Below are 21,219 nucleotides of genomic sequence, written 5' to 3' on the forward strand. Positions count from 1 at the left end.
CGGCGAGCCTGCTCGCGACTACGGCTTGGGCCACTCGCTCCAGGTGGGCCAGCGATCGCGCGCCGGCAGACGCGCGTCCTGGTCGAACGTCACGTCCAGCCACAGGTAGTGCGTGCCGTTGGACACCACCACCCGCCACCCGCCCCCGTCGTTCGCGCGGTATTCCCCGCCCTCCACCAGCCCGGAACGCAGCACGCTCCACACGCCCGGCATCGGGATGGTCGAGGCCGGCTGCGCATTCGGGTTCGTTGCCGGGTCTTCCTTGAACAACTGGATCTCCGCCCCCTGCCCCGCAGGCAGCGGCACGGGGATCCGCAGACGCCGCGCACGCTCCGCGTCCAGCGGCTGCGAAAGGTTGAACGCCTCGCCCACCGCCTGCCCGCCCACGAACAGCTTCGCGTACCCGAACTGGTCCGCCGCCGCCGGGCCCCCCCCGCGCGCGGGCGGGGGCTGCGAGCGGCTGTGCTGCACCATCACCCCGAACGCCTTCTCCTTGCCCACCGCGTCCGCCACCTCCGACACGCGCTCGAACCACTCCAGCATCTTGCGGTTGTCGTCGAGGGCGCTGCGCCCGGAGAGCAGGCGCAGCTTGGTGTTCACGTCCTGGTCCAGCGCCGAATCCGCCGTCGGCGAACGCAGCGCCCCGCCCGTGCCGCGCACCGCCAGCCGGCGCGCCGCGTCCGCCACCTGGCGCACCTGGTCGGGCGTCAGGTCGGGCGTCGCGTCCGGGCAGATGACCAGGGGCACGCCCTTGCCCGTCGCGACGATCAGCCCGAACGGATCATCCCCCGCCGTCGCCTTGCGCAGCAGTTCGAGCCCCAGCAGCTGCGCGTCGTTCCACCACTTGATCCCGCGGCCCGCCGGCTGGAACGCCGCGAAATACTCCTTGCTCGCCTGCCCGTTCATCCACACGTCCACGATGTCGCGGCGCGCGTCGGGCGCCGCCTGCTGCGCAACGCGGCGCCACCGGTCCAGCTGCGACCGCAGGTCCGACATGAACGCGTCGCTGTCCACGCCCGCGAACTGGTCCAGCGTCTCGGTCTTCGTGCGGTCGAAGGTCGGCGGGCGCAACATCGGAGGCGTCGCGTCGAACGCCTGCTGCACGTTCGTGCGCAGGTCGCGCAGGGTGTCGCGCAGGTCGATGATGTTCACCCGGGGCAGCGCCGCCGCAAAGTCCGCCCACGCCGGCACGCTCGGGGTCGCCGTGCCCAGCGCCTCGTTGCGCCAGTACTCGATGAACCGCTCGGCGTAGCGGCGGGTCACGCCCTCCATCGCGCGGTAGTCCGCACGCTCTTCGATCTCCTTGGCCCCCAGCAGCGTCGGCTTCGCGTTGTTCGCCGGGCGCACCAGGGCCCGCAGCCCGGCGTAGTCCTGCATCACCAGCTTCGCCGCGTCGATGTGGTACTCGCGCCGGAACTCTTCCTCCGAGGCCAGCGGGGTCATCGGCACGGGGGGCGCCTTGAGCCGGCGCAGCGCCAGGTCCGGGTCCTCCGTCCCCACCCGCTCGTCGGCCAGCGACTTGACCAGCGCCTCGACACCCCGGTCGTCGCGGGGCCAGCGCGCGATCGCCGCGAGCACCGCCTCCTGGCGGCGCTTGGCCGCCGCCAGCTCCACGATGCGCGTGTGCACGCGCCGCGCCTCGACCCCGCCGTCCGTGAGCGCGCGGCGCTGGTCGGCGTCGAGCTTCGCGTCGCGCCGCGCTTCCCACGCGCCCCACGACGCGATGTCGTCCAGGTCAGACTTCGAGGAATCGTCGATCGACCGCAGGTCGGCCGCCAGCAGCGACACGCGCCCCGCCGTCGCCTCGGGCACGCCCTGCTCCAGCGAGTTGCCGGCGCGGTCGGCCATGCTCCAGCGCACCTCGTACGCGCGCCGTTCCTCGCGATCGCGGTTCCCCATCGCCACCAGCGGCGCCACGCCCCGCAGTTCCGACTCCTTCGCGTCCAGCTTGGCGCCCAGCTGCGTCTCGATGGTCGCCTGCGCCGCCGTCAGCCGGTCGCGCAGGTCACGCAGCAGGCGCCGGCGCGGGTCGGCGGCCTCGGCCTTCTTCGCCGCGTCCGCGATCAGCCCCTCGCCCATCGAGCTCGGGCTCGTGGGCAACTGCTCGATCAGGCGCTGCGCCGCCGACTTCGCCCGCGCGATGCTCTCGGCCCGCGCCTTGGCGAACAGCCCCATCGGGTCGTCGATCGATGCGCCGAGCTTCCCCGCCGCCTCGTCCACCTGCCCCTTCGCCTTCTTCAGGCTCGCCAGGCGCTCGCGCGCCCCTTCCGCGAAGCGCTCGTAGTCCTCGCCCGTGGTCGGGTCGGCCGGCGCGTCGCCCGCGCGCGGCGCCCGCAGCCACGAGAACTGCTGCAGGTCCTTCTCCGCCGCGTCGAACGCCTGCAACGCCGTCAGCAGCGCGTTCAGCCGCCCCATGTCGGTGTCCGACCCGCTCTCCGGGTTCGCCAGGCTCTCCACCAGGTTCGTCGCCGCGTCGTCCACCACCTGCACCGACCGCGCCTCGTCGCCCTGCAGCAGCGCCGCCGGGCCGTCGCCTCCGAACGTGCTGTCCGGGTACGCGCGGCTCACCGCCAGCGCGAGCTCGTTGCGCGAGTTGCGGTAGTCGCGGCTGAAGTACCCCGTCCCCACCGCTTCGTCCCCGCCCAGCACGTAGCGCGCGAGCGCGTCGGCGTCGATCGCCGCCCGCGGCTCGGCCTTCTTGCGCGTGTCGCGCCCGCCGTCCTCCAGCGCGCCCTTGATCGCGCCCGCCAGCGACCCGTCCACGTCGGGCGTCTGCCCGTGCGCGAACGTCTGCAGGCGCACCAGCTCCGCCAGCGCCGCCACCGCCTCCGGGCCCCACGTCTTCTCGTTCTGCAGTTTCGACCGCGCCTGGTCCACCAGCGGCGCCAACGCCGCGTGCTCGAAGATCCGGCGGTGCGCCGCCCGCTGCGGCTCCAGGAAGCTGTCGCCGAACCCCAGGAACCCGCCCACCGGCTTCGCGATCGTCGGCGTCTCCACCGGCGTGTTCGCGCGCTCGGCCGTCCGCTTCAGGAACGTCACGGGCGTGTCGATCTCCTCGTCCAGCACCTCGCTGTCCAGACGCTCGGTCCCGCGGAAGACCGGCTCGCCGTTGGGGCCGTCCGCGAAGAGCCGCAGGTCCACCGGGTCAAGCCCCTCGCGGTCATCGCCCAGGAACGCGACGCGGGCCGCACGCCAGAAATCCGCCGGCCCCTTCAGCGAGCTCTTGAAGGTGAACACCCCCAGCGCGACCAGCCCGCCCAGGATCACCGTCGCCGCCATGCTCGTGGCGATGAGCGCCGTCCGCTGACGCCGGATCGACTTGCTCACGTTCACCGCGCGCGTCACCAGGCCCTTCTCGCGGAAGACCTTGGCCATGAAGACGTCGCGCAGGAAGTACGACTTCTCCTTGTCCCACTCCTTGTCCCCGGGGATGGAATCCACGTCGATGCCCAGCGCCTGCGCCAGCGACACGTCCAGCGCCTGGCCCTCGCGCATCGAGCTCGTGAAGTAGATGCCCCGCAGGAACAGCGGCTTGGGGCTCCACTCGCCCGCGACGAAGATCATCTCCAGGTACCGGCGCAGGCGCGGGGCGATCCGCACCAGGTTGTCGGGCAGCTCGAACAGCTCGTCCACCTGGTCGGTCCGCCGGGCGTTGGGGTCCTCGGTGTGCACCGGGTTCTGCAGCAGCCCGAACCGCCGGCGGATAAGCCGCTGACGCACCGTCTCGAGGTGCTTGTCCACGCTCGCGGGGTCGAACTTCTCGTCGAGCTGCGCCGGGTTGCTCCACCCCAGGATCTGGTGCTGCACGTCCGGCTGCGTGATGGTCTCGAAGAACTCACGGAACCCCACGATCTTGTCGCACTTCGTGACAATCACGCTCACGGGGAAGCGCACGTCCAGCGTCCGCTGGATGACGTCGAGCTGGCGCGCGATGACCCCGGCGGTCTGCTCGATCTTCTCCGACGAGTCCTTCAGCAGGCTCTCCGACGAGATCACCAGCAGCAGCCCGTTGATCGGGCAGCGCGGGCGGGCCGTCTTCAGCAGCTTCATGAACGACTTCCACTCCGGGTCGTCCTCGGTCATGAACATGCGACCGGCGGTGTCGAGCACCACCGAGTGGTTCGTGAACCACCAGTGCATGTTCAGCGTCCCGCCCGCGCCCTGCAGCGGGTCCTGCAGGCCCGGCGGGAAGCCCACGTTGCAGTGGCGCAGCGCCTCGGTCTTGCCCGAGCCGGGCGGGCCGGCGAGCAGGAACCACGGCAGGCTGTACAGGTCCTTGCCCGCCGCCTTGAACGTCGTCACCCCGTCCTCGAACTTCTTGCGCAGGTCGTCCATCCGCGCCTTCTGCGCCGGGTCCGCCGTTCCACGCCCGCCGCGCGCCAGCGCCTCGGCGAACGGCTTGCTCTTCGAGCGGCTGCGCAGCCACAGCACCCCGCGGAACAGCAGCAGCAGGATCACGACGAGAACCACGCCGATCGCGATCCACATGAACAGCCGCTGGAACCCCCCGGGAACGAACGCCATCACCCCCGAGCCGATCCCCACCAGCCCGCCGACCAGCACCAGCGCCTGCACCGGCCTGGGAAGATTCGCGAACAGCCCCAGCATGCCTGCCTCCCTCGGCGTCGAGCCCGACGCCAACGCCCGTCACGAACCCGCCCGACTCCAACCCGCCCGTCACGATCCAGAACGCTCCGGCACCTCCGACGTCGTGATCGCCTCCAGCGAGTCGCGCAGCCCGCGGCTCGCGTTGCGGAACAGCTCCACGTACGCCACCAGCAGCACCCCCACCATCACCACCAGCACGATCACCAGGCTCATCAGGCTCCGGTTCGGCGGCAGCGTCAGGTTCCGCGTGTCCACGTTCTCGTACGCGTCCGGGCAGATCCGCGCCAACTGGTCCGCGTCGATCATCCCCCGCATGCGGGCCGCGATCTCCAGCATCTTCCGGCGGATGTAGTCCGGCTGCCCCGTGTACAGCCCCGTGAAGCCCAGCCCGATGCACACGTAGTACACCGCCAGCCGCTGCGTCGCCGAGTCCGACGGGTCCCGCATCGTGTCGTCCAGCAGATCCCAGAACTTCTCCTCGAACCCCAGCTCCCCCAGCTCGTGGCTGATCGGCTTCCACCCCGGCGGGAGGCGGCTGTTCAGGATCATCGAGTCCGTAAAGAAGATCAGCACCCGCTCGGCCTCGCCGTACGGCCCGGCCAGGCCGGGCGTCTGCTCCGCCTTCGTCCGCATGTCCGCGAAGATCGCCTTCAGCTCCGACCGCACGATCCCGTAGTCCGTCCGACCGCCCTTGCGACCCAGGCGGTTCAGCCGGCACACGTACTGAAACAGCGGCTCGCAGATCTCAACCAGCGTTGCCATCCTTCACTCCCGCGGCGTCCACCGCCTCCACCCCACCCGCGCCACGCCCCACGCCCTTACGGCACCGTCATGTACAGGCTGATCTCCTGGTAGTCCAGAGGCTCCAGCTCCGACCAGCGCACCGCCATCGCCTTCTCCCCGTTCACCCGCTCCCACATCTTCTGGCTCTGCCCCAGGTCCAGCTTGAAGTAGTGCAGGTCGATCGCGCCGGGCAGCTCCATCGGCGGCACCCGCTCCCACGCCAGCTTCATCCCGAAGATGTTCAGCTTGATCATGCTCTTGGGCATCACCTTGAACCGGTCCTGGTCCTCCACCAGCGCCACCAGCTTCGTCGCGTCCAGCTTCGTCTTGATCCCCAGGTAGTACCCGTTCGGCTGCGTCAGGTGCTCGTCCGTCAGGTTCAGCGCCAGGTGCTGCCCGTCCTTCACGAACGGCACCTGCACGAACCGCTTCTGCACGTCGCCGCGCAGCAGCGGGCGGATCCGCCGGTCCAGCTCCATGAAGATCGTGCCCGGGTTGTCGTGGTCGTACTTGGGCGCCTCGAACGGATCGCGGTCCGGGCTCAACGCCGCCAGCTCGCCCTGCAGCTCGCGCAGCATCAGGAACACGTCGTAGGGCGACATCGACCCCGACCCGCCGATGCCCCCCGCGGCCGCCGCCGGCAGGATCGCCGAGAACCGGTTCAGCGTCCGCAGTCGCAGCACCTGCATCAGCTGCGGGCCCTTCAGATTCTCCAGAACCCACCCGCCGCGGGTCATCTGGTTCACCAGTTCCTTGCGGGCGGCCTCCACGCCCGCGCCCAGGTCGCGCACGATGTTCCGCAGCGTCGCGTTGCCCCCCAGCACCATGCAGGGCGGGATGAACCGCGGGTCCGGGCGGGGCAGCGTCTGCTCCTCCGCCGCGTGCATGATCCGCAGCAGGGGCAGCACTTCCAGGTCCGTCAGGTCCTCGCCCTCGACGACCAGGCGCGCGTTGATGCGGCGCACCATCATGGGCTGCGTGTTGTCGCCCGTGTTCTCGTCGGCCCGCTGCACCTCCGACACCCGGTACAGCCGCTTCACGCGGGCTTCTTCCTGCACCGCGCGACGCGCCGCCCCGCCGCCGCCCGAGAGCATCGCCTCGACCGTGTTCGCCCGCCCGTTCTGCCAGAGCGGGACGCCCAGCCCCACCAGGAACGAGCCCGACGACGCCTGGAACACCCGCTTGATGTCCAGCGCGGGGATCTCCGCGTTCCCCGGCACGTCGATCTCCAGCCCGCTGGGCATCACCGCCCGCAGCCGGTCGATCCGGATCAGCATGTTCTCGAGCGCGTCGCTCGACACCCGCAGCTCGATCACCCCGTACGGGAACGCCCACGTCAGCCGACGCTCACGCCACCCGGCCTCCAGCAGGTCCCGCTGCATCGCCTGCAGATGGTGCGGCTGGAGAAACATCCCCTCGTGCCAGTGGACCTGCCCCGTGCTCGACATGCATCGTCCCCTTCGGGCGCCCCCGCCCCGTTCCCCGACTCGACAGGACCTACTTGATCACCTGGCTCAGCCCGGCGTCCACGTCCTTCGCGATCATCGCCTTCAGCTTCTTCTCGATCGCCTGGGCGTCCACGCCCTCCATCTGGCGCACGTACTGCTTCCAGTTCTTGACGTCCTTGCTCTCCATCAGCGACCCGGACCCCGCCGCCTTCCCGATCGCCTCCACCGAGAACACGCTCAGGTGCTCGCGCGCGTACGCGCGGCCTCCCTCCGTCACGCCCTTCATCAGCAGCGAGATCAGGCTCCGCAGGCGGTACGCGCTCTTCGCCACCGACTCGCGCGGGACCTTCTCGTCGCCCAGCATGAACTTGGGAAGCTCCGTCTTCAGCGCCGGGAACACCTGGTTCTTCGCGTCCGGCGCCATGTCCCGCCAGTACGAGCACGCCCACGGCTCCAGGCGCAGCGTGAACTCCGCCAGGATCGCCGCCAGCTCCGTCACCCGGTTGCCGTCCAGCGGTGCCTCCGCCGGCAGCCCCGTCTGCTTGCGCAGCTCCGCCGCCGCGTTCCCGCTCCCGCTGAACATCGGCGACGCGCTCATCGCCGCCGCCGCCGCCGCCGTCAGCCCGCTGCTGCCCGTGCCCGCGCCCGTCCCGCCCTGGGCCGTCAGCACCGGCCCGGGCAGCGGGAACGCCCCGCGCAGTCGCTGCGCGATCTCCCGCTTCTCGGCGTCGGTCATCGTGCCCGCCATCTCCACCAGCCGGTCCGCGAGCGACTTGGGATCAGCGGGCACCTGCGGCGCCGCCGGGGCCCGTGGGGCCGGCGCCGGGGCCGCGGCTGCTTCGCCCGCCGACCACGTCGGGAACGAGACGAGCAGGTCCTTCAGGAACGGCTCGCGCTCCGCCGGCTGCAGCGACGCGATCGCCTGCTGCACCTGGTCGCGGATCTGCTCGGCCCGCATGTCCGCCGGCTGGTCCGCGAGCTGCGCGTGCAGCACCCGCAGCTTGCGCGACAGCGACTGCAACCGGCGTCCCCGCTCGTTGGGTGAATCCATCACGCCACACACCTCCAGCATCCCCCGCGCCGGAGGAACCCGTCGCGAACCGTCCCATCTTACCGGACATCAGCCCCCGCTCAAAGCCGACGCCCGCTCGTCGTGCCCGCGCCGGTAACAGCGCCCGCACGCCCGCCCCGCGCCGCACAGCCCGTCTCGTGGCGCGCCACGCCGCCCTTCGCCTCCATCATCCCTGTTTCCAGCCCGTGCATCGCTCGATCTTCCGTGCACTGGAGGTCGCCCATGCCCGCCCGCCGCACCCGACTCGCCATCGCCTCGCTCGCCGTCCTCGCTCTCGGCGGGTGCTTCTCCCGCCACACCCCGTCCGCATTCGTCCACCCGCGCGGCTCGGGCAACACCGTCGCGTCCGACAGCCTGGGCTCCCGCATGGTCACCCACCAGCAGCACGTCCGCTCGACCCAGGGCGACCGCGACAGCGCCACCGCCTTCGTCGAGCCCGAGTAGGCCCAACCTACGGCGTCGAGCCCGTCAGATACGCCGTCCCCGCCAACTGCGCCAGCACCCGGTCCTTCGGCGTGCCCGCGCCCCCGCCCGCGCCCGATGAGAACGCCAGGCGGAACCCGACATCCGAGAAACCCTGCGGCTCGCTCGTGCTGGCCCGGAATCCGGCCGCCTCTTCTCCGCGCCCCAGCGCCCGCACGGTCTGGCGAGGCTCGATCGTCCCGCCCGACATCGCCGAGCCGCCGATCACGCCCAGCCCCGCCAGCGACGTCCCGCCCAACGCCTCACGACAACTCGCCAGCGTCGCCCGCACCGGCAGCGCGTCCATCGCCGCCGGGTTCTCGTGCACCCACTCCGCCGCGTTCCCCACCAGGTTCTTGAACCGCCCCGTCCCCGCCGTCACGTCGCGGAACCACAGCACCCCGTCGGTCTCCGTCACCGCCGGCGTGCCGTCCGCGTCGTCCTGCACGCGTTCACCCTGCAGTTGCAGGTGATCGCCCATCGGGAACTGCAGCTTGTCGTACGGCCGCGCGCCGTTCTGAATGATCGACTTCAGCTGCGCGATGTACGCGTGCTGGGTCGCCCACGTCGCGTCCCGGCGGTTCGCATCGCCCGGGCCCGTGTCCGCGGCCAACTGCCACTCGCCCGGCGAGGGCAGCCGGCACCCCGCCCACGACGCCGCCAGCAGCGCCGCCGCCGCCGGCACCCGCGTCATCGGCGAGTTCGCGTTCGGCGGCGTGGGCGCCGGCAACTGCGGGTCGTAGTAGCCCGTCTCGGGCAGCGCGTTCGTGGACACCAGCCAGCCGGCCCCCGTCGGGTCGCGGCGCGGGTCGTTCTCCCGGCGCTCGCTGATCTCCATCTCCTCGCCGGCGACCCACGTCCACGCCGACGGTCCCCGGCGCGCGGTCACGCTCTGGGCGTTGAGGCGCATGCGCCCGTGCGCCTTGGCGATGTCCTCCCACTGGTTCGCCGCCGTCATGAGGTCGATGAACAGCCCGACCGACGCCTCTTCCGTGCACACGTACACCGCCCCGTCCGCGCTGTTTGATACCCGCACGAACTCAAGGTCATAGCTCCGCCCGCTCGGCGCCGTCCACGCGTAGTTCATCACCGACCCGTCCGCGCCCGCCCCGAACCGTCCCGTCCAGCCCACCCGCGCCGGGCCCACGTCCTTCGTCAGGTCCGTCACCTTCCCCGCCGCCACCGGATCCAGCGCCCTGAACAACGTCTCCCACGCCGGCGCGCTCCCCGCGGCCCGCTCCGCATCCAGCCAGGCCTTCACCACCGGCGCGACCGCGTTGATCTGGTCCTCCGCCCGCCCGTCGGCGATCGCCCGCACCCGCGCCGCGAACTGGTACCGCCCGTAGTTGCGCCGCACCCACGGCTGCGCCTTCGCGAGGTCGCCCTCGCTCACGCCCGCCGCGGCCATTGCCCCGAACGCGGCCTCCACCTCCGCGACGACCCCGTTCGCTCTGTCGTTGGCGAACGCGAACCACGCGTCGCGGACGTTGGCCTTGCCCGCGTCGCTCAGGGCCGCTCGCCGCCCCGCGTCGGGCACGCCCGCGATCGCCCGCTCGTACGCGTCCGCGCGCACGCCCGCGAGCGTCGACAGGTCCGCCGCCCGGGCCGGGTACCCGCGCGTGAGCAGCGTGCGCCACGCCGTCACCGCGCGCGACGCGTCCGGCCCGTTGGCCGCCTCGGTGATGGTCGTCAGCAGGTCCGAGGGGTTCTCGAGCCCCGCGATGCGTTCCAGTTCCGTGACGCGCGCCAGCACGGGCGCCACCATCGCGCCCAACTCGCCGAACGCCGCGTTGCCCGACGCGTCGTCGCGCAGATTGGCGAGCGTCTTGGCGCCCGTCGCCGGCGCTTCCGAGAGGGTCATGCCCTGCGCGAGCAGCGACTCGATCGCGACGCCCGTGCTCACCAGGGCGACCCCGGCCGCGCCGAAGTCCGTCGCGCTCTTCGCCCGCGCGCGCACGCCCGACCAGTACGCCGTGTCGTTCGCGTCCGGCACGCGGTTGTCATCGGCCACCACCTTGGCCGCCTCGGCGAGCACCTCGTCGCGCCGGCGGGCCATCGCGTCGATCAGCGGCCGCACGTTCACCGCGCTGCCCGCGGGCACGCCCGGCGCCGTAAACGTCGGCGCCGCGTCGTACACGCCCTTGGCCCACTCCTCCACGCCCCGCATGTCCCGGCGCGCCTGCGCCAGCCCCGCGCCGCCCGTCGTCTCCAGGAACGCCCGCTGCACGCGGCGCAGACGCGCCGACGCCGCCTCGCGGATCGCGGCCGCCGACCCCGGACCCTCCGCCGCGGGCGCGCTCCACGCCTCGATCGCCGCCGCGATCTGCCGCTCAACGCCCGATCGCGACTCGCTCGACGCCTTCTTGACCAGGTCGACGAACTCGGTGACGCGCGTCGCCAGCGGCTTCTGCCCCTCCTCGGGGCGCACGAGTTCTTTCACACGACGACGATTCGCCTCGCGCTGCTCCGCGCCCGCCATCAGGTCCGGCTGCCCGTCCGCGCCCGTGGGCGGAGTCGGGCTCCACTCCACCGCCGCGGCCTCGTCGATCTCCTTGAACAACGCCGCCTGCTGCTCGGCCATCTTCGCCAGCGCCGCGTCGCCCTCTCCCCCGCCGTCGCTCATCTCCGCCTGGGCGCGGCTGAAGGCGTCGGTCGCCCGCGCTCGCAGGCGCTGCGCCCAGACGTCCGGGCGCCCGCCGCGCGGGTCGTCCTCCGCCGTCGGCGTCTTGAGGGCCCCCTCGAGCGACTTCACCCCCTGAAATGTCAGCCGAAACGTCTCGCCAAGCGTCCGCGTCTCCGAGTCGACCGCGAGCTGACGGGCGGGCAGGTCGGGCGTGACGTCCTCCGGCCAGGGCACGCCCCGGTGCGCACGCACGCGCTCCACCGCCACATTGAACGCCGCCACCGCCTCGTCCCACTTCTTCGTGTCCTCTTCCGAGAACACCTTGACGCTGGTCTCGACCTGCTCGTTCACGCGCTTCACGATGGACGAGGCTTCCAGTTCCTCTTTCTCGAGCCACTGCGCGGCCGTCGCGACGCCCGCCTCCAGGTCGAGGCGTCGATCCGGGATCGTCCGAACTCCGTTCTCTTGGGTTCCTCCCAGGAAGAAGTACGCCCCCGCGCCCCCGCCCAGCAGCACGACCGCCGCGATGACCGCGATGAGCGCCTTGGGCGTGCCCTTGGGGGCGCCCTTGGCCTTGAGGCACTCGCGCAGGCGGGCGCGCATGTCCGCCGGCGTCGGCAGGGGCGTGCCCGGGGCGGTGTTCAGCCACTGCTCGCACAACACCCGCAGCGCCTCGCCCTGCCCGCCCATGCGCGACCAGTCGTCGCTGCGCTCCACCGCGCCCGCGCGCGGGGCGGGCCGGTGGGTCACGATCTGGTGCATGAACCCGGCGAGTTGGCGGACGTCGTCGACGGGCGAGTTGGCGTCCAGCTGCCCCGGGGCCGCCGGGTCGGCCAGCAGCACGCCGACACCCTCGAGCGCGTCGCCCCCGCCGGCGAGCATGACGTTCCCGCCCTTGATCGCCCCGTGCGGGCGTCCGTCCAGGTCGCCCAGCGCGTCCGCGACGCCCCCGACCACGTCCACGATGGCCCGGGCCGTCAGCTCGCGCCGCGAATCCACCAGACGCTGCCCGGTCAGTTCGTAGCGATCGGTGACGTAGTACGCGTGCGTCTCGGTGCGCCCGGCCTCGTGCACCGGCGCCCAGCGCTCGGGCGATTTCTTCGCCAGTTCCGCCTGGCGGCGCGCCCGCTGCAGGAAGAACTCCGCCTCGCGCTCGACGACCTCGGGGTCGGCGAACTCGCTCAGCGTCTGGAAGGTCTTGACGACAAACCGGGGCGGGCCGGATTCACCCGCGGGGCGCGCGGCGTGGACCTCGACCTGGCCGGCCGAGGCCAGTTCGTCTACAGACTCGAACCGGCCGAACCCAGCCATGCCCGCCCCCGCTCTCGCGCGATCTCGCGCCGCAACGCAGTCCGCCTACTTCACGACCTTCATCGGGGTCGTGCAGTCGACCTTGCCCGAGGTGACGACGATCTCCAGCCGACGCGTGCTGCTGTCCCACTTGTCCGTGGTCAGCGGGATCATCTTCTTGCGGAAGTCGGCCCCGGGCGCGAACTGCATCGTCCGCGAGTTCGCCATCACGAACAGCGTCGTCACCCCGCGGTCCTGCCACACCTTCCACATCGGATCCGACGCGGGGATCACCTTCGTGCCCGCGTCGTCGTTGCTGAACCGCAGCGTGTGCGTGTACGACGCCGCCGAGCGACGCAGCTGATCCTCGCCCGAGAAATAGCGGCTCACGTCGTACGCCTGCCACTGCCCCACGTCCGACTCCGCCACGCCCACGAGGTCCACCTCGACCAGCGGCATGCGCCCGCCCTCGCGGAGCGTCGAATCGGGCGTCACCCCCAGGTCGTACCGGCCCATGCGCAGCTTCTGCTGGCACCCGCCCAGACCCGCCGAGAGCGCCGCGATCAGCCCGATGACGAGGAACGTGAGCGTGCGTGCAGCCGTCCGGTTCATTGCGTGTCCCCTGATGAGAGAAAGGCCTGCCTAGCGTGCCGCGACCATGCACTCGCGCACGATCGCCCGAATCTCGGAGTTGAGCCGGTGGTCCGCCACGATGAGCGTGCGGCAGCCGGCCAAGAGAGCGTACAGGTCGTCCATGAGCCCGTCAAAGACCCGGTGCAGCCCGCCCGGGGGCGCATCGCCGAAGTCGCGGCATCGAGCGTCCGGGCCCAGGCCCGTGAAGCAGCGGATCGCCATCGCGATCACACCCATCCACAGCCGGGGAGGGATCACCGCCGACGCCTCCGCCGCGCGCAGGCCCGTCGCCGCCAGCATGTGCGGGCCGAGCGACTCCGCCCACCGAGGCTCGGCTGCGAACGCCCGCTCCAGGCGCGAGACGAGTTCTTCGCCCGACGACGCCTCCTGCGCGACGCGCCCCGCGAGGCTGAGCAGTTCGTCCATCGCCACCGGCAGCGACACGCCCTTGCCGGTGAGCAGCGTGCGCGTCGCGAGCACGCCCACCGCGTAGAGATCGCAGGGCGAGGACAGCATCGGCAGGATCTCGAACGTCACGTCCTGGATGGGCACGCCCAGCGCGCCCTTGAGGCGGGCCGCCACGTCCGCGGGCATCCGGCGCGGGATGGTCCGCACGCGCACCTCGCCGGGCGACATCGTCCCGCGCGAGTCGATGGTCGCGTACTGGTCCAGCCGCTCGCCCCCGACGGAGAACCGCAGCCACAGCAGGTCGCTGGGCCCGGGCATGACGCGGTCCTGGGTCGACAGCGTCGCTTCGAGGATGATCCCGCTGGCGTCGTCGCTCACCACGTTGCGCAGGCGCAGGCGCCCGCGCCCGCCCCCGCCCTGCGCCATCCCCGACGGCGCGTAGATCGACACCGCCCCGCCCCGCCCGCCGACGTAGTACCGCACGTCGGTGCCGGGGATCGTGAGCTCAAGCCCCTCGCCCGGCTCGACGAGCGCGACGCGCGCCGACCACCACAGCGGGGCCGCCGCACCGCCCCCCGAGAGCGTGACGCGGAAGCTCGAGGCCGACACGTTCAGCATCGGGGCCTGGCCCGAGGCGATCGCCGCACGCACCGCCGAGACCGCCCCGCCCAGCGCCATGAGTTTCAGGTGCAGCGCTTCGACGAGCCTCGCCGCCGGGCTCTGGCCCGCGGCCGAGGCGCTGAGCATGAGCCACCCCGCGCCGGGCACGAACTGCTCGCCGCTCGCCGTCGCCGCGATCGACTCGAGCAGCGGGTCGCCCTCGCCCTCGCCGGCGTCCAGCCCGGTCAGCGCGTCCACGTACTGCTCGTACGACAGCGGGCAGTACCGCTCGACGCGCATGAGCCCGCCCCCGAGGTTGAGCGCGAGCGCGGGCTCGGGGATGCCCATCGCCGCGGGCGTGGCGTCCTCGACGGGCAGGGGCGTCGCCTCGTCGCCCAGTTCGGGCTGGTAGAGGTGGCGCGCCAGCGTCGTGCCGTACGGGGCGGCCCCGCGGCGCGTCAGCAGCCCGTCGTCGGTGCAGAGCGTCCAGGTCGCGCCCGTCCGCCGGTCCTTGGGCTCGATCGCGCGCAGCGCCCGCGGGTCGATCAGGATCGGCGCGGGGTGCTCACGCTCCAGCCCCGTCCGCAGCACGCACGAAGCCCCGAGCGCGTGCGGCGCCTGGTCGAGCTTCTCGGCCTCTGCGAACCGCGCGACCCACCGCGCGTCCAACGCCGCGTTGCTCAGCCCCTCGCGGTAGATCGCCGGCGCCTGCGCGATGCCCGACAGGTCCTGCACCCACAGCTCGAGCCACTCGTGCACGCGCCCGCCCGCGTCGGCCAGGCAGCCCAGCCACACCCGGGCGTCGACCGTGTCGCGCAGGTGCACGAGTTTGGCCGCGTTCCCGCCCCGCAGCACGACGCACAGGCGCACGACGCCCGTCTCGGTCGGCAGGATCGGCGCCGCCGCGTAGCCGGGCGGCAAGGCCGCCGGCAGTCCTCCGTACACGAATGTCGAGACCGCGTCGCCGGCCATCTTCGCGCCCCCACCAGTTCGGATCGAGTCGGGCAGTCTAGCAGACGCCCGCCCCGCCTGTCCCGCCCGCCCCGCGCGGCGTTGCCTACCCGTGCCCGAGGTACACCTTGCGCACCTCGTCGCTCGCCGCCAGCGACGCGGCGTCCCCTTCCATCACGACCCGCCCCACCTCCAGCACGTGCGCGCGGTGCGCCACGCGCAGCGCCATGGAAGCGTTCTGCTCCACCAGCAGGATGGTCGTCCCCGCCGCGTTGATCTCCCGGATCACCCGGAAGATGACCTGCACGATCTGCGGCGCCAGCCCCAGACTGGGCTCGTCCAGCAGCAGCAGGCGCGGGCGCGTGAGCATCGCCCGCGCGATCGCCACCATCTGCTGCTCGCCCCCCGAGAGCGTGCCCGCCCGCTGCGTCAGGCGCTCCTTGATCCGCGGGAAGAGCGTCAGCACCTTTTCGCGGTCCGCGCGGATGCCCTCGCGATCTCGCCGGATGTAGGCCCCCATCGCCAGGTTCTCGTCCACCGTCAGGTTCGCGAAGATGCCTCGCCCCTCGGGCGCCTGCACCACGCCCAGGCGCACGATCTCGTGGGGCTTCATCCCGCGCAGCGGACGCCCCTCGAACGTGATCGATCCCTCGCTCGCCTTCGCCAGGCCCGAGATCGCCCGGAGCGTCGTGCTCTTGCCCGCCCCGTTGCACCCGATGAGCGTCACGATCTGCCCGGCCTCGACCTTCAGCGACACCCCGTGCAGCGCCCGGATCGCCCCGTAGTTCACGTGCAGGTTCCTCACTTCAAGCACGGGGCGCCTCCTGTCCCGCGGGGCGGGGCGCCGGCTCCTCGTCGGCCGGCAGGCCCAGGTACGCCTCGATGACCTTGGGGTTGCCCTGCACCTCGCGGGGCGTGCCCACCGCGATCGTCACCCCGTAGTCCAGCACGGTGATCTGCTCGCAGATCTCCATCACCAGCCCCATGTCGTGCTCGATGAGCAGGATCGTGAGGTCGAACGCGTCGCGGATCGACCGGATCATCCGCGCCAGCCCCTTGGTCTCCTGCGGGTTCATCCCCGCCGCCGGCTCGTCGAGCAGCAGCACGCGGGGCTCGGTCGCCAGCGCCCGCGCGATCTCCAGCCGGCGCTGGTCGCCGTAGGGCAGGTTCCGGGCCTGCTCGTCAGCGCGGTCGCCCAGCGCGAGGGTGTCGAGCAGGTGGGCCGCTCGCTCGCGGATCGCCCGTTCCTGCCCCACGTACGACGACGACCGCGTCAGCGTGCCCCACAGCGAGTGTCGCCCGCGCACGTGGCACCCCAGGCGCACGTTGTCGAGCACGGTGAGGTCGCCGAAGAGCCGGATGTTCTGGAAGGTGCGTGACAGCCCCGCCGCCGCGATCTGGTGGGGCTTGAGCCCGTCCACCCGCAGCCCGTCGAGCGTGATCGACCCCGTCTGCGTGCGATAGACGCCCGTCAGCAGGTTGAAGCACGTCGTCTTGCCCGCGCCGTTGGGGCCGATGAGCCCGTACAGCCCCCCGCGCGGGATCGCCAGGCTGAAGTTCTGCACCGCCTTCAGCCCGCCGAAGGCGATCGAGATCCCGCGCACGTCCAGCAGGGGCGGGGCGCTCACCGCCGAGGGGCCCTGCCCTTCCGACGCACGGCGGCCGTCCGGCGCGCCGCCCGCGCCCGGCGCGGGCGAGCCCGGATTGTCCGGTCGGGGCGCGCCCATCACGACTTGTCCTCCCCGCGGAGCAGCCGGCGCAGCACGCCCAGCTCCCACGCCTCGCGCAGCCCGAAGAGGCCCTGCGGCCGCACGATCATCATGAGCACGAGCAGCAGCGCATAGATGATCAGCCGGTACTGCGCCAAGCCCCGCAGCGCCTCGGGCAAGATCGACAGCACCACCGCCGCCAGCACCGCCCCCGACACCGAGCCCATCCCGCCCAGCACCACCATGATGATGATGTCGAACGAGCGCTGGAACCCGCCGTCGAGCGGGTTCATCGCGCCGATGTCCATCGCGTACATCGCTCCCGCCACCCCGGCGAAGAAGCTCGCGATGACGAACGCCCGCACCTTGTACCGCGTCACGTCCACGCCCATCGCCTGCGACGCGATCTCGTCCTCGCGGATCGACAGGAACGCCCGCCCCGACGAGCTCGTCTTCAGCCGGTACGCCGCCAGCAGCGTGATCGTCACCCACATCCACACCCAGAACAGCGTCGTGTACGTCGGGAGCAGGTTGAAGCCCTGCGGCCCGCCCAGGCGCAGCGCCAGCTCCCACGCCGGCGTCGACTGCACCTCCGCCACCTTCCAGGGCTGGAGCTGGTCGCCCGTGCCCTGCAGCAGCACCCGCACGATCTCGCCGAAGCCCAGCGTCACGATCGCCAGGTAATCACCCCGCAGGCGCAAGCTCGGCAGCCCGACGACGTACCCCGCCCCGGCCGCGAACAGCCCGCCCGCGATCGTCGCGACCAGGAACAGCACGTCGCCGCGCCCGATGAGCCCGCGCGATTCGGCGCCCTGCGTGAGCGAGAGCGCCCCGCCCTGGAACTCACCCGTGCCGAACAGGCGCATGCTGCCGTAGAGCACGATCGCCGCCGCCACGTACCCGCCGATCGCCATGAACGCCGCGTGCCCCATCGAGAACTGCCCGGTGAAGCCGTTCACGATCGTCAGCGACACCGCCAGGATCACGTTGATCCCGATGATCAGCATGATCTTGCTCGCGAAGCTCCCCAGCAGCGGGCCGATCGCCAGGTAGCACACCAGCCCCACCACCACCGCCACGAGGACCGGCCAGCACGCCGACACCAGCCCCCGCCACGCGGGGGGACGCAACGCCGCGGCCTGTCGCCGGATGATCGACACTACACCTTCTCCGTCACGGCCTTGCCCAGCACGCCCTCGGGCTTGAACAGGAGCACCAGGATCAGGATCGCAAAGACGTACGCGTCGCGGTACTGGTCGGAGAGGTACTGCACCCCGAAGAACTCGATCAGCCCGATCAGCAGGCCCCCCAGCACCGCCCCGCGCACGTTGCCGATGCCCCCGACCACCGCCGCCACGAACGCCCGCAGCCCGAGCATGACCCAGACCGAGTCGGCCGACTGCTTCATCTGCCCTTCGTAGTACACCCCGTAGAGGAACCCGCCCGCCGCCGCCAGCATCGAGCCGACGACAAACGTGAACGAGATGATGCGATCCACGTTGATGCCCATCAGCGAGGCGTGGCGCGGGCTGAAGGACACCGCCCGCATCGCCGCGCCCACCTTGGTCCGGAAGATCAGCGCGTTGAGCCCGACCATCAGCGCGACCGCCGTGCCCAGCACCGCGCCGTGCACCAGCCGGAACTTCACCCCGCCCGTCTCGAACAGCACCTCGTTCGGCACCAGTTGGGGCCAGGGTTTGGGATACGGCCCGAAGATCGCAGGCAACTGCCCCGCGTTCTGCAACAGCAGGGACACCCCGATCGCCGTGATCAGCACGTTCAGGCGCGGGGCGCTCCGCAGGGGCCTGTACGCCAGTCGCTCGATCACGAACCCGATCGCCCCGCACGCCGCCATCACCAGCACCAGCACCAGCCCGCCCATGTACCACGGGGCAGCCTCGGTCACGCCCAGGGCCTTGATGCCCAGCACCGACGCGATCACGATCGACAGGTGCACGCCCAGCGCGAAGACGTCGGAATGGGCGAAGTTGATGAACTTCAGGATCCCGTAGACCATCGTGTAGCCGAGCGCGATGAGGGCGTAGAGCATGCCCACGGTCACGCCGTCGGTCAGGGTTTGCAGGAACTCCGTCATGCGGGGGAGCGGATGCTACCCGCCCCGACGGATCGGGGAAGGCCGTCCGTCCTTCGTGGTGGACCGTCGTGCCGGCCCGCTCTCGGGGCTCTTCGCGCGTGCCCGGAGACGCGCGCACGCCAGCCCCCACCGGCACCTTTGCAGTTTTCCCTTGGCGCGACCCCGACCGCGCGACTAGACTTGCCGTGCCGGTCACATCCGGCACGAGGAGAGAGACTTATGAACCGCCGAGTTGTTGGTGCGGGCATTGCCTGCCTTTTCGTTTCCTCTGCCGCCGGGCAGGTGATTGATCCCTTCTACGCCGGCTCGTACACGTACACGGATCTTGGCTCCGCGCCGGACGTGCCGCCGCTCTACGGCGGGCTCACCGTCCTGGCCGGATCTCCCAACACGCTGCTCCTTGGCGGGAACGCCAACGGCGCTCTGGGCGCGTTGTACGCCGTGGGCGTCACCCGCGATGGCGCCGGGCACATCACCGGTTTCACCGGCACGACCACGCTCTTCGCGTCCGCCGAGTACAACGATGGCGGCGTCTGCTACGGGCCCAACGGCGTTCTCTTCGCCTCGCGCTGGCCGGTGAACGAGCTCGGGCAGTATCTACCCGGCAGCACCACCCCGGACAAGGTGATCAACCTCGCACCGCTCGGTATCGCCCAATCCCACGCCTCCATTCAGTTCGTCCCCGCCGGATACTCCGGTGCGGGTCGCATGAAGCTTGCTTCCTGGTCTGGCGGGGAGTTCTACGACGCCACGTACACCCCTGACGGCATGGGCACCTTCGACATCGTTTCGGCCGTGCAGACCGCCACGCTCCCCGGGGGGCCGGAAGGGTTCGTGTACGTGCCCCTGGGCTCCCCCCTCTTCAGCGGGCCCTCGATGCTCGTCTCGGAGTTCTCCGCGGGCAACGTCGCCGTCTACGACGTCGACGCCAACGGCGACCCGATCGTCGGATCACGGCGCGACTTCATCACCGGGCTGAGCGGGGCCGAAGGTGCCCACATCGATCCGTACACCGGCGACTTCCTGTTCTCAACTTTCGGCGGGGGCGATCGCGTCATCGTCGTGCAGGGCTTCGTCCCCGCGCCCGGCGCCCTGGGCATCGCCTGCGGCGCGGGCCTGCTGGCCTTCCGCCGTCGGCGCTGAACACGCGGCCAGTCCATCCGGCAAACCACAGGCGGGGCTCGACGCCCCGCTTGTTTCGTTTTGGACGCACCCCGGCGGCGCGGGCTAGCGCCGGGACTTGGCCTTTTTGGCCGTCTTCTTGGCGGCGGTCTTCGTGTGTGCGGGCTTCTTGGCCGCTGTCTTCGTGACGGCTGTCTTCTTGCCGCTGGCACTCTTCGCCGGCGGGGCGCCCCAGCCCGCGGGGATGCCCTGCGTCCAGGTGTCCATCGAGCGCGACTCGGGGTTGAAGCCGTCGCCCGGGATCGGGTGCGAGCCCTTGGTGAAGGTGCTCACGCTGCTGAGGTGCGCCGTCTTCGGCGTGTACTTCTGCGTGAACTGGTCGTAGATCCAGCGGAAGGTCTTCTCCATGCCGTCACGCAGGCGCGTGTCGGGCTCCCAGCCCAGGTACTGGTTGATCTTGGTGTTGTCGCTGTTGCGTCCCGCGACGCCCCGCGGCGCGTCGAGCTTGTACGTGCGCTCGAGCTTCACGCCCGCGATCTCCTCGGCGATGTCCACGAGCTGGTTGATGCTCACGAGCTCGCTGCTGCCGAGGTTGATGGGCTCCAGGATGTCCGAGTGCGTGATGCGGTCGATGCCCTTCACGCAGTCGTCGATGTACATGAACGAGCGGGTCTGCGTCCCGTCGCCCCAGATCTCGATCTCGTGCTTGCCCGAGACCTTCGCCGCGATCACCTTGCGGCAGATGGCGGCGGGGGCCTTCTCGCGCCCGCCCTCCCACGTCCCGTGCGGGCCGTACACGTTGTGGAAGCGCGCCACGCGCGCGTGCAGCCCGAAGTCCTCGCGGAAGTGGCGGCACATGCGCTCGCTGAAGAGCTTCTCCCAGCCGTAGCCGTCCTCGGGCAGCGCGGGGTACGCGTCCGCTTCCTTGAGCGCCACGATGTTCGGGTCCTTCTGCTTGTCCGCGTTGTACACGCACGCCGAACTCGCGTAGAAGAACCGCGACACGCCGGCCTCCTGCGCCGCCAGGATCATGTGCGTGTTCGTCAGCACGCTCAGCATGCACAGGGCCTTGTTGTTCTCGATGAACCCCATGCCCCCCATGTCCGCCGCGAGCTGGTACACCTCCGACGCCCCGCGGCACAGGGCGCGACAGACCTTGAAGTCGCGACAGTCGCCCCCCAGCTTCGTCGTCGAGCCCGGCCCGGCGTAGTTCTCCGCGTGCCGGTGCACCTGGTACCACTCGTCCAGCGGCTTGACGTCCGCCGCCCGGACGTGGTGCCCCTGCTCCAGCAGCCGGGCCACCAGGTGCCCGCCGATGAACCCGCCCGCGCCCGTGACGACGATGATGTTGCCCTTCGCCATGACCTCTCCCGCCGGCGCCACGACGCCGCTGCTCGGTGTGTGTTCAGCCCCGC

14 protein-coding genes and 1 pseudogene are annotated in these 21,219 nt (G+C 71.4%); 2 read left to right on the forward strand and 13 right to left on the reverse strand.

The window, feature by feature from the left end; all coding sequences use genetic code 11:
• Window positions 1-18: 18 nt before the first annotated feature.
• The 5 genes from SFY69_08580 to SFY69_08600 form a co-directional block, all read right to left on the reverse strand.
• Window positions 19-4,608: a type VI secretion protein IcmF/TssM N-terminal domain-containing protein gene (locus SFY69_08580; GenBank protein ID MDX2132094.1), complete on the reverse strand. Its 4,590-nt coding sequence runs from the start codon at window positions 4,606-4,608 to the stop codon at window positions 19-21.
• 69 nt (window positions 4,609-4,677) lie between these two features.
• A complete protein-coding gene (locus tag SFY69_08585) occupies window positions 4,678-5,370 on the reverse strand; it encodes a DotU family type IV/VI secretion system protein (protein ID MDX2132095.1) in 693 nt (230 codons plus the stop codon).
• Between the two features lie 56 nt (window positions 5,371-5,426).
• On the reverse strand, window positions 5,427-6,839 hold the full coding sequence (gene tssK, locus SFY69_08590) for a type VI secretion system baseplate subunit TssK (GenBank protein MDX2132096.1): 1,413 nt from the start codon (window positions 6,837-6,839) through the stop codon (window positions 5,427-5,429).
• A 49-nt stretch (window positions 6,840-6,888) separates the two neighbouring features.
• A complete protein-coding gene (locus SFY69_08595; protein MDX2132097.1) occupies window positions 6,889-7,893 on the reverse strand; it encodes a hypothetical protein in 1,005 nt (334 codons plus the stop codon).
• A 77-nt stretch (window positions 7,894-7,970) separates the two neighbouring features.
• Window positions 7,971-8,135, reverse strand: a complete 165-nt coding sequence (locus SFY69_08600) for a hypothetical protein (GenBank protein ID MDX2132098.1) — start codon at window positions 8,133-8,135, stop codon at window positions 7,971-7,973.
• Here SFY69_08600 and SFY69_08605 point away from each other — a divergent pair.
• Window positions 8,134-8,355 (forward strand): hypothetical protein, encoded by a 222-nt coding sequence (locus SFY69_08605; GenBank protein ID MDX2132099.1) that lies wholly within the window; start codon window positions 8,134-8,136, stop codon window positions 8,353-8,355. The two genes, SFY69_08600 and SFY69_08605, sit on opposite strands and share 2 nt — an antisense overlap.
• A gap of 7 nt (window positions 8,356-8,362) precedes the next feature.
• Here the strand turns inward: SFY69_08605 and SFY69_08610 are convergent, their stop codons facing one another.
• The 7 genes from SFY69_08610 to SFY69_08640 form a co-directional block, all read right to left on the reverse strand.
• Window positions 8,363-12,307, reverse strand: a complete 3,945-nt coding sequence (locus tag SFY69_08610) for a hypothetical protein (GenBank protein ID MDX2132100.1) — start codon at window positions 12,305-12,307, stop codon at window positions 8,363-8,365.
• A gap of 45 nt (window positions 12,308-12,352) precedes the next feature.
• On the reverse strand, window positions 12,353-12,898 hold the full coding sequence (locus SFY69_08615) for a hypothetical protein (protein MDX2132101.1): 546 nt from the start codon (window positions 12,896-12,898) through the stop codon (window positions 12,353-12,355).
• Window positions 12,899-12,928: 30 nt separating this feature from the next.
• The gene (locus SFY69_08620) at window positions 12,929-14,899 is read right to left on the reverse strand and encodes a hypothetical protein (GenBank protein MDX2132102.1); all 1,971 of its coding nucleotides are present in this window, start codon (window positions 14,897-14,899) and stop codon (window positions 12,929-12,931) included.
• A gap of 85 nt (window positions 14,900-14,984) precedes the next feature.
• Window positions 14,985-15,692, reverse strand: coding sequence for an ABC transporter ATP-binding protein (locus SFY69_08625; GenBank protein ID MDX2132103.1), 708 nt, complete (start codon window positions 15,690-15,692; stop codon window positions 14,985-14,987).
• Window positions 15,685-16,605: an ABC transporter ATP-binding protein gene (locus tag SFY69_08630; GenBank protein MDX2132104.1), complete on the reverse strand. Its 921-nt coding sequence runs from the start codon at window positions 16,603-16,605 to the stop codon at window positions 15,685-15,687. The genes SFY69_08625 and SFY69_08630 overlap by 8 nt, the downstream gene beginning before the upstream one ends.
• Window positions 16,605-17,747 carry a branched-chain amino acid ABC transporter permease gene (locus SFY69_08635; protein ID MDX2132105.1) on the reverse strand — a complete coding sequence of 381 codons (1,143 nt, stop codon included), beginning with the start codon at window positions 17,745-17,747 and terminating at the stop codon, window positions 16,605-16,607. Before SFY69_08635 ends, SFY69_08630 begins: the two co-directional genes overlap by 1 nt.
• Window positions 17,747-18,682 (reverse strand): branched-chain amino acid ABC transporter permease, encoded by a 936-nt coding sequence (locus SFY69_08640; protein ID MDX2132106.1) that lies wholly within the window; start codon window positions 18,680-18,682, stop codon window positions 17,747-17,749. The genes SFY69_08635 and SFY69_08640 overlap by 1 nt, the downstream gene beginning before the upstream one ends.
• A gap of 219 nt (window positions 18,683-18,901) precedes the next feature.
• Between SFY69_08640 and SFY69_08645 the strand changes: the two genes are divergently transcribed.
• Entirely contained in the window at window positions 18,902-19,825 is a 924-nt protein-coding gene (locus tag SFY69_08645; protein ID MDX2132107.1) for a hypothetical protein, read from the forward strand.
• 354 nt (window positions 19,826-20,179) lie between these two features.
• On the opposite strand, the pseudogene SFY69_08650 reads toward SFY69_08645, so the two are convergent.
• Window positions 20,180-21,166, reverse strand: a pseudogene (locus SFY69_08650) (NAD-dependent epimerase/dehydratase family protein).
• Between the last annotated feature and the right edge of the window lie 53 nt (window positions 21,167-21,219).

The sequence above is a fragment of the Planctomycetota bacterium genome (assembly GCA_033763975.1).
In the GTDB taxonomy this organism is placed as follows: Bacteria; Planctomycetota; Phycisphaerae; order Phycisphaerales; family UBA1924; genus RI-211.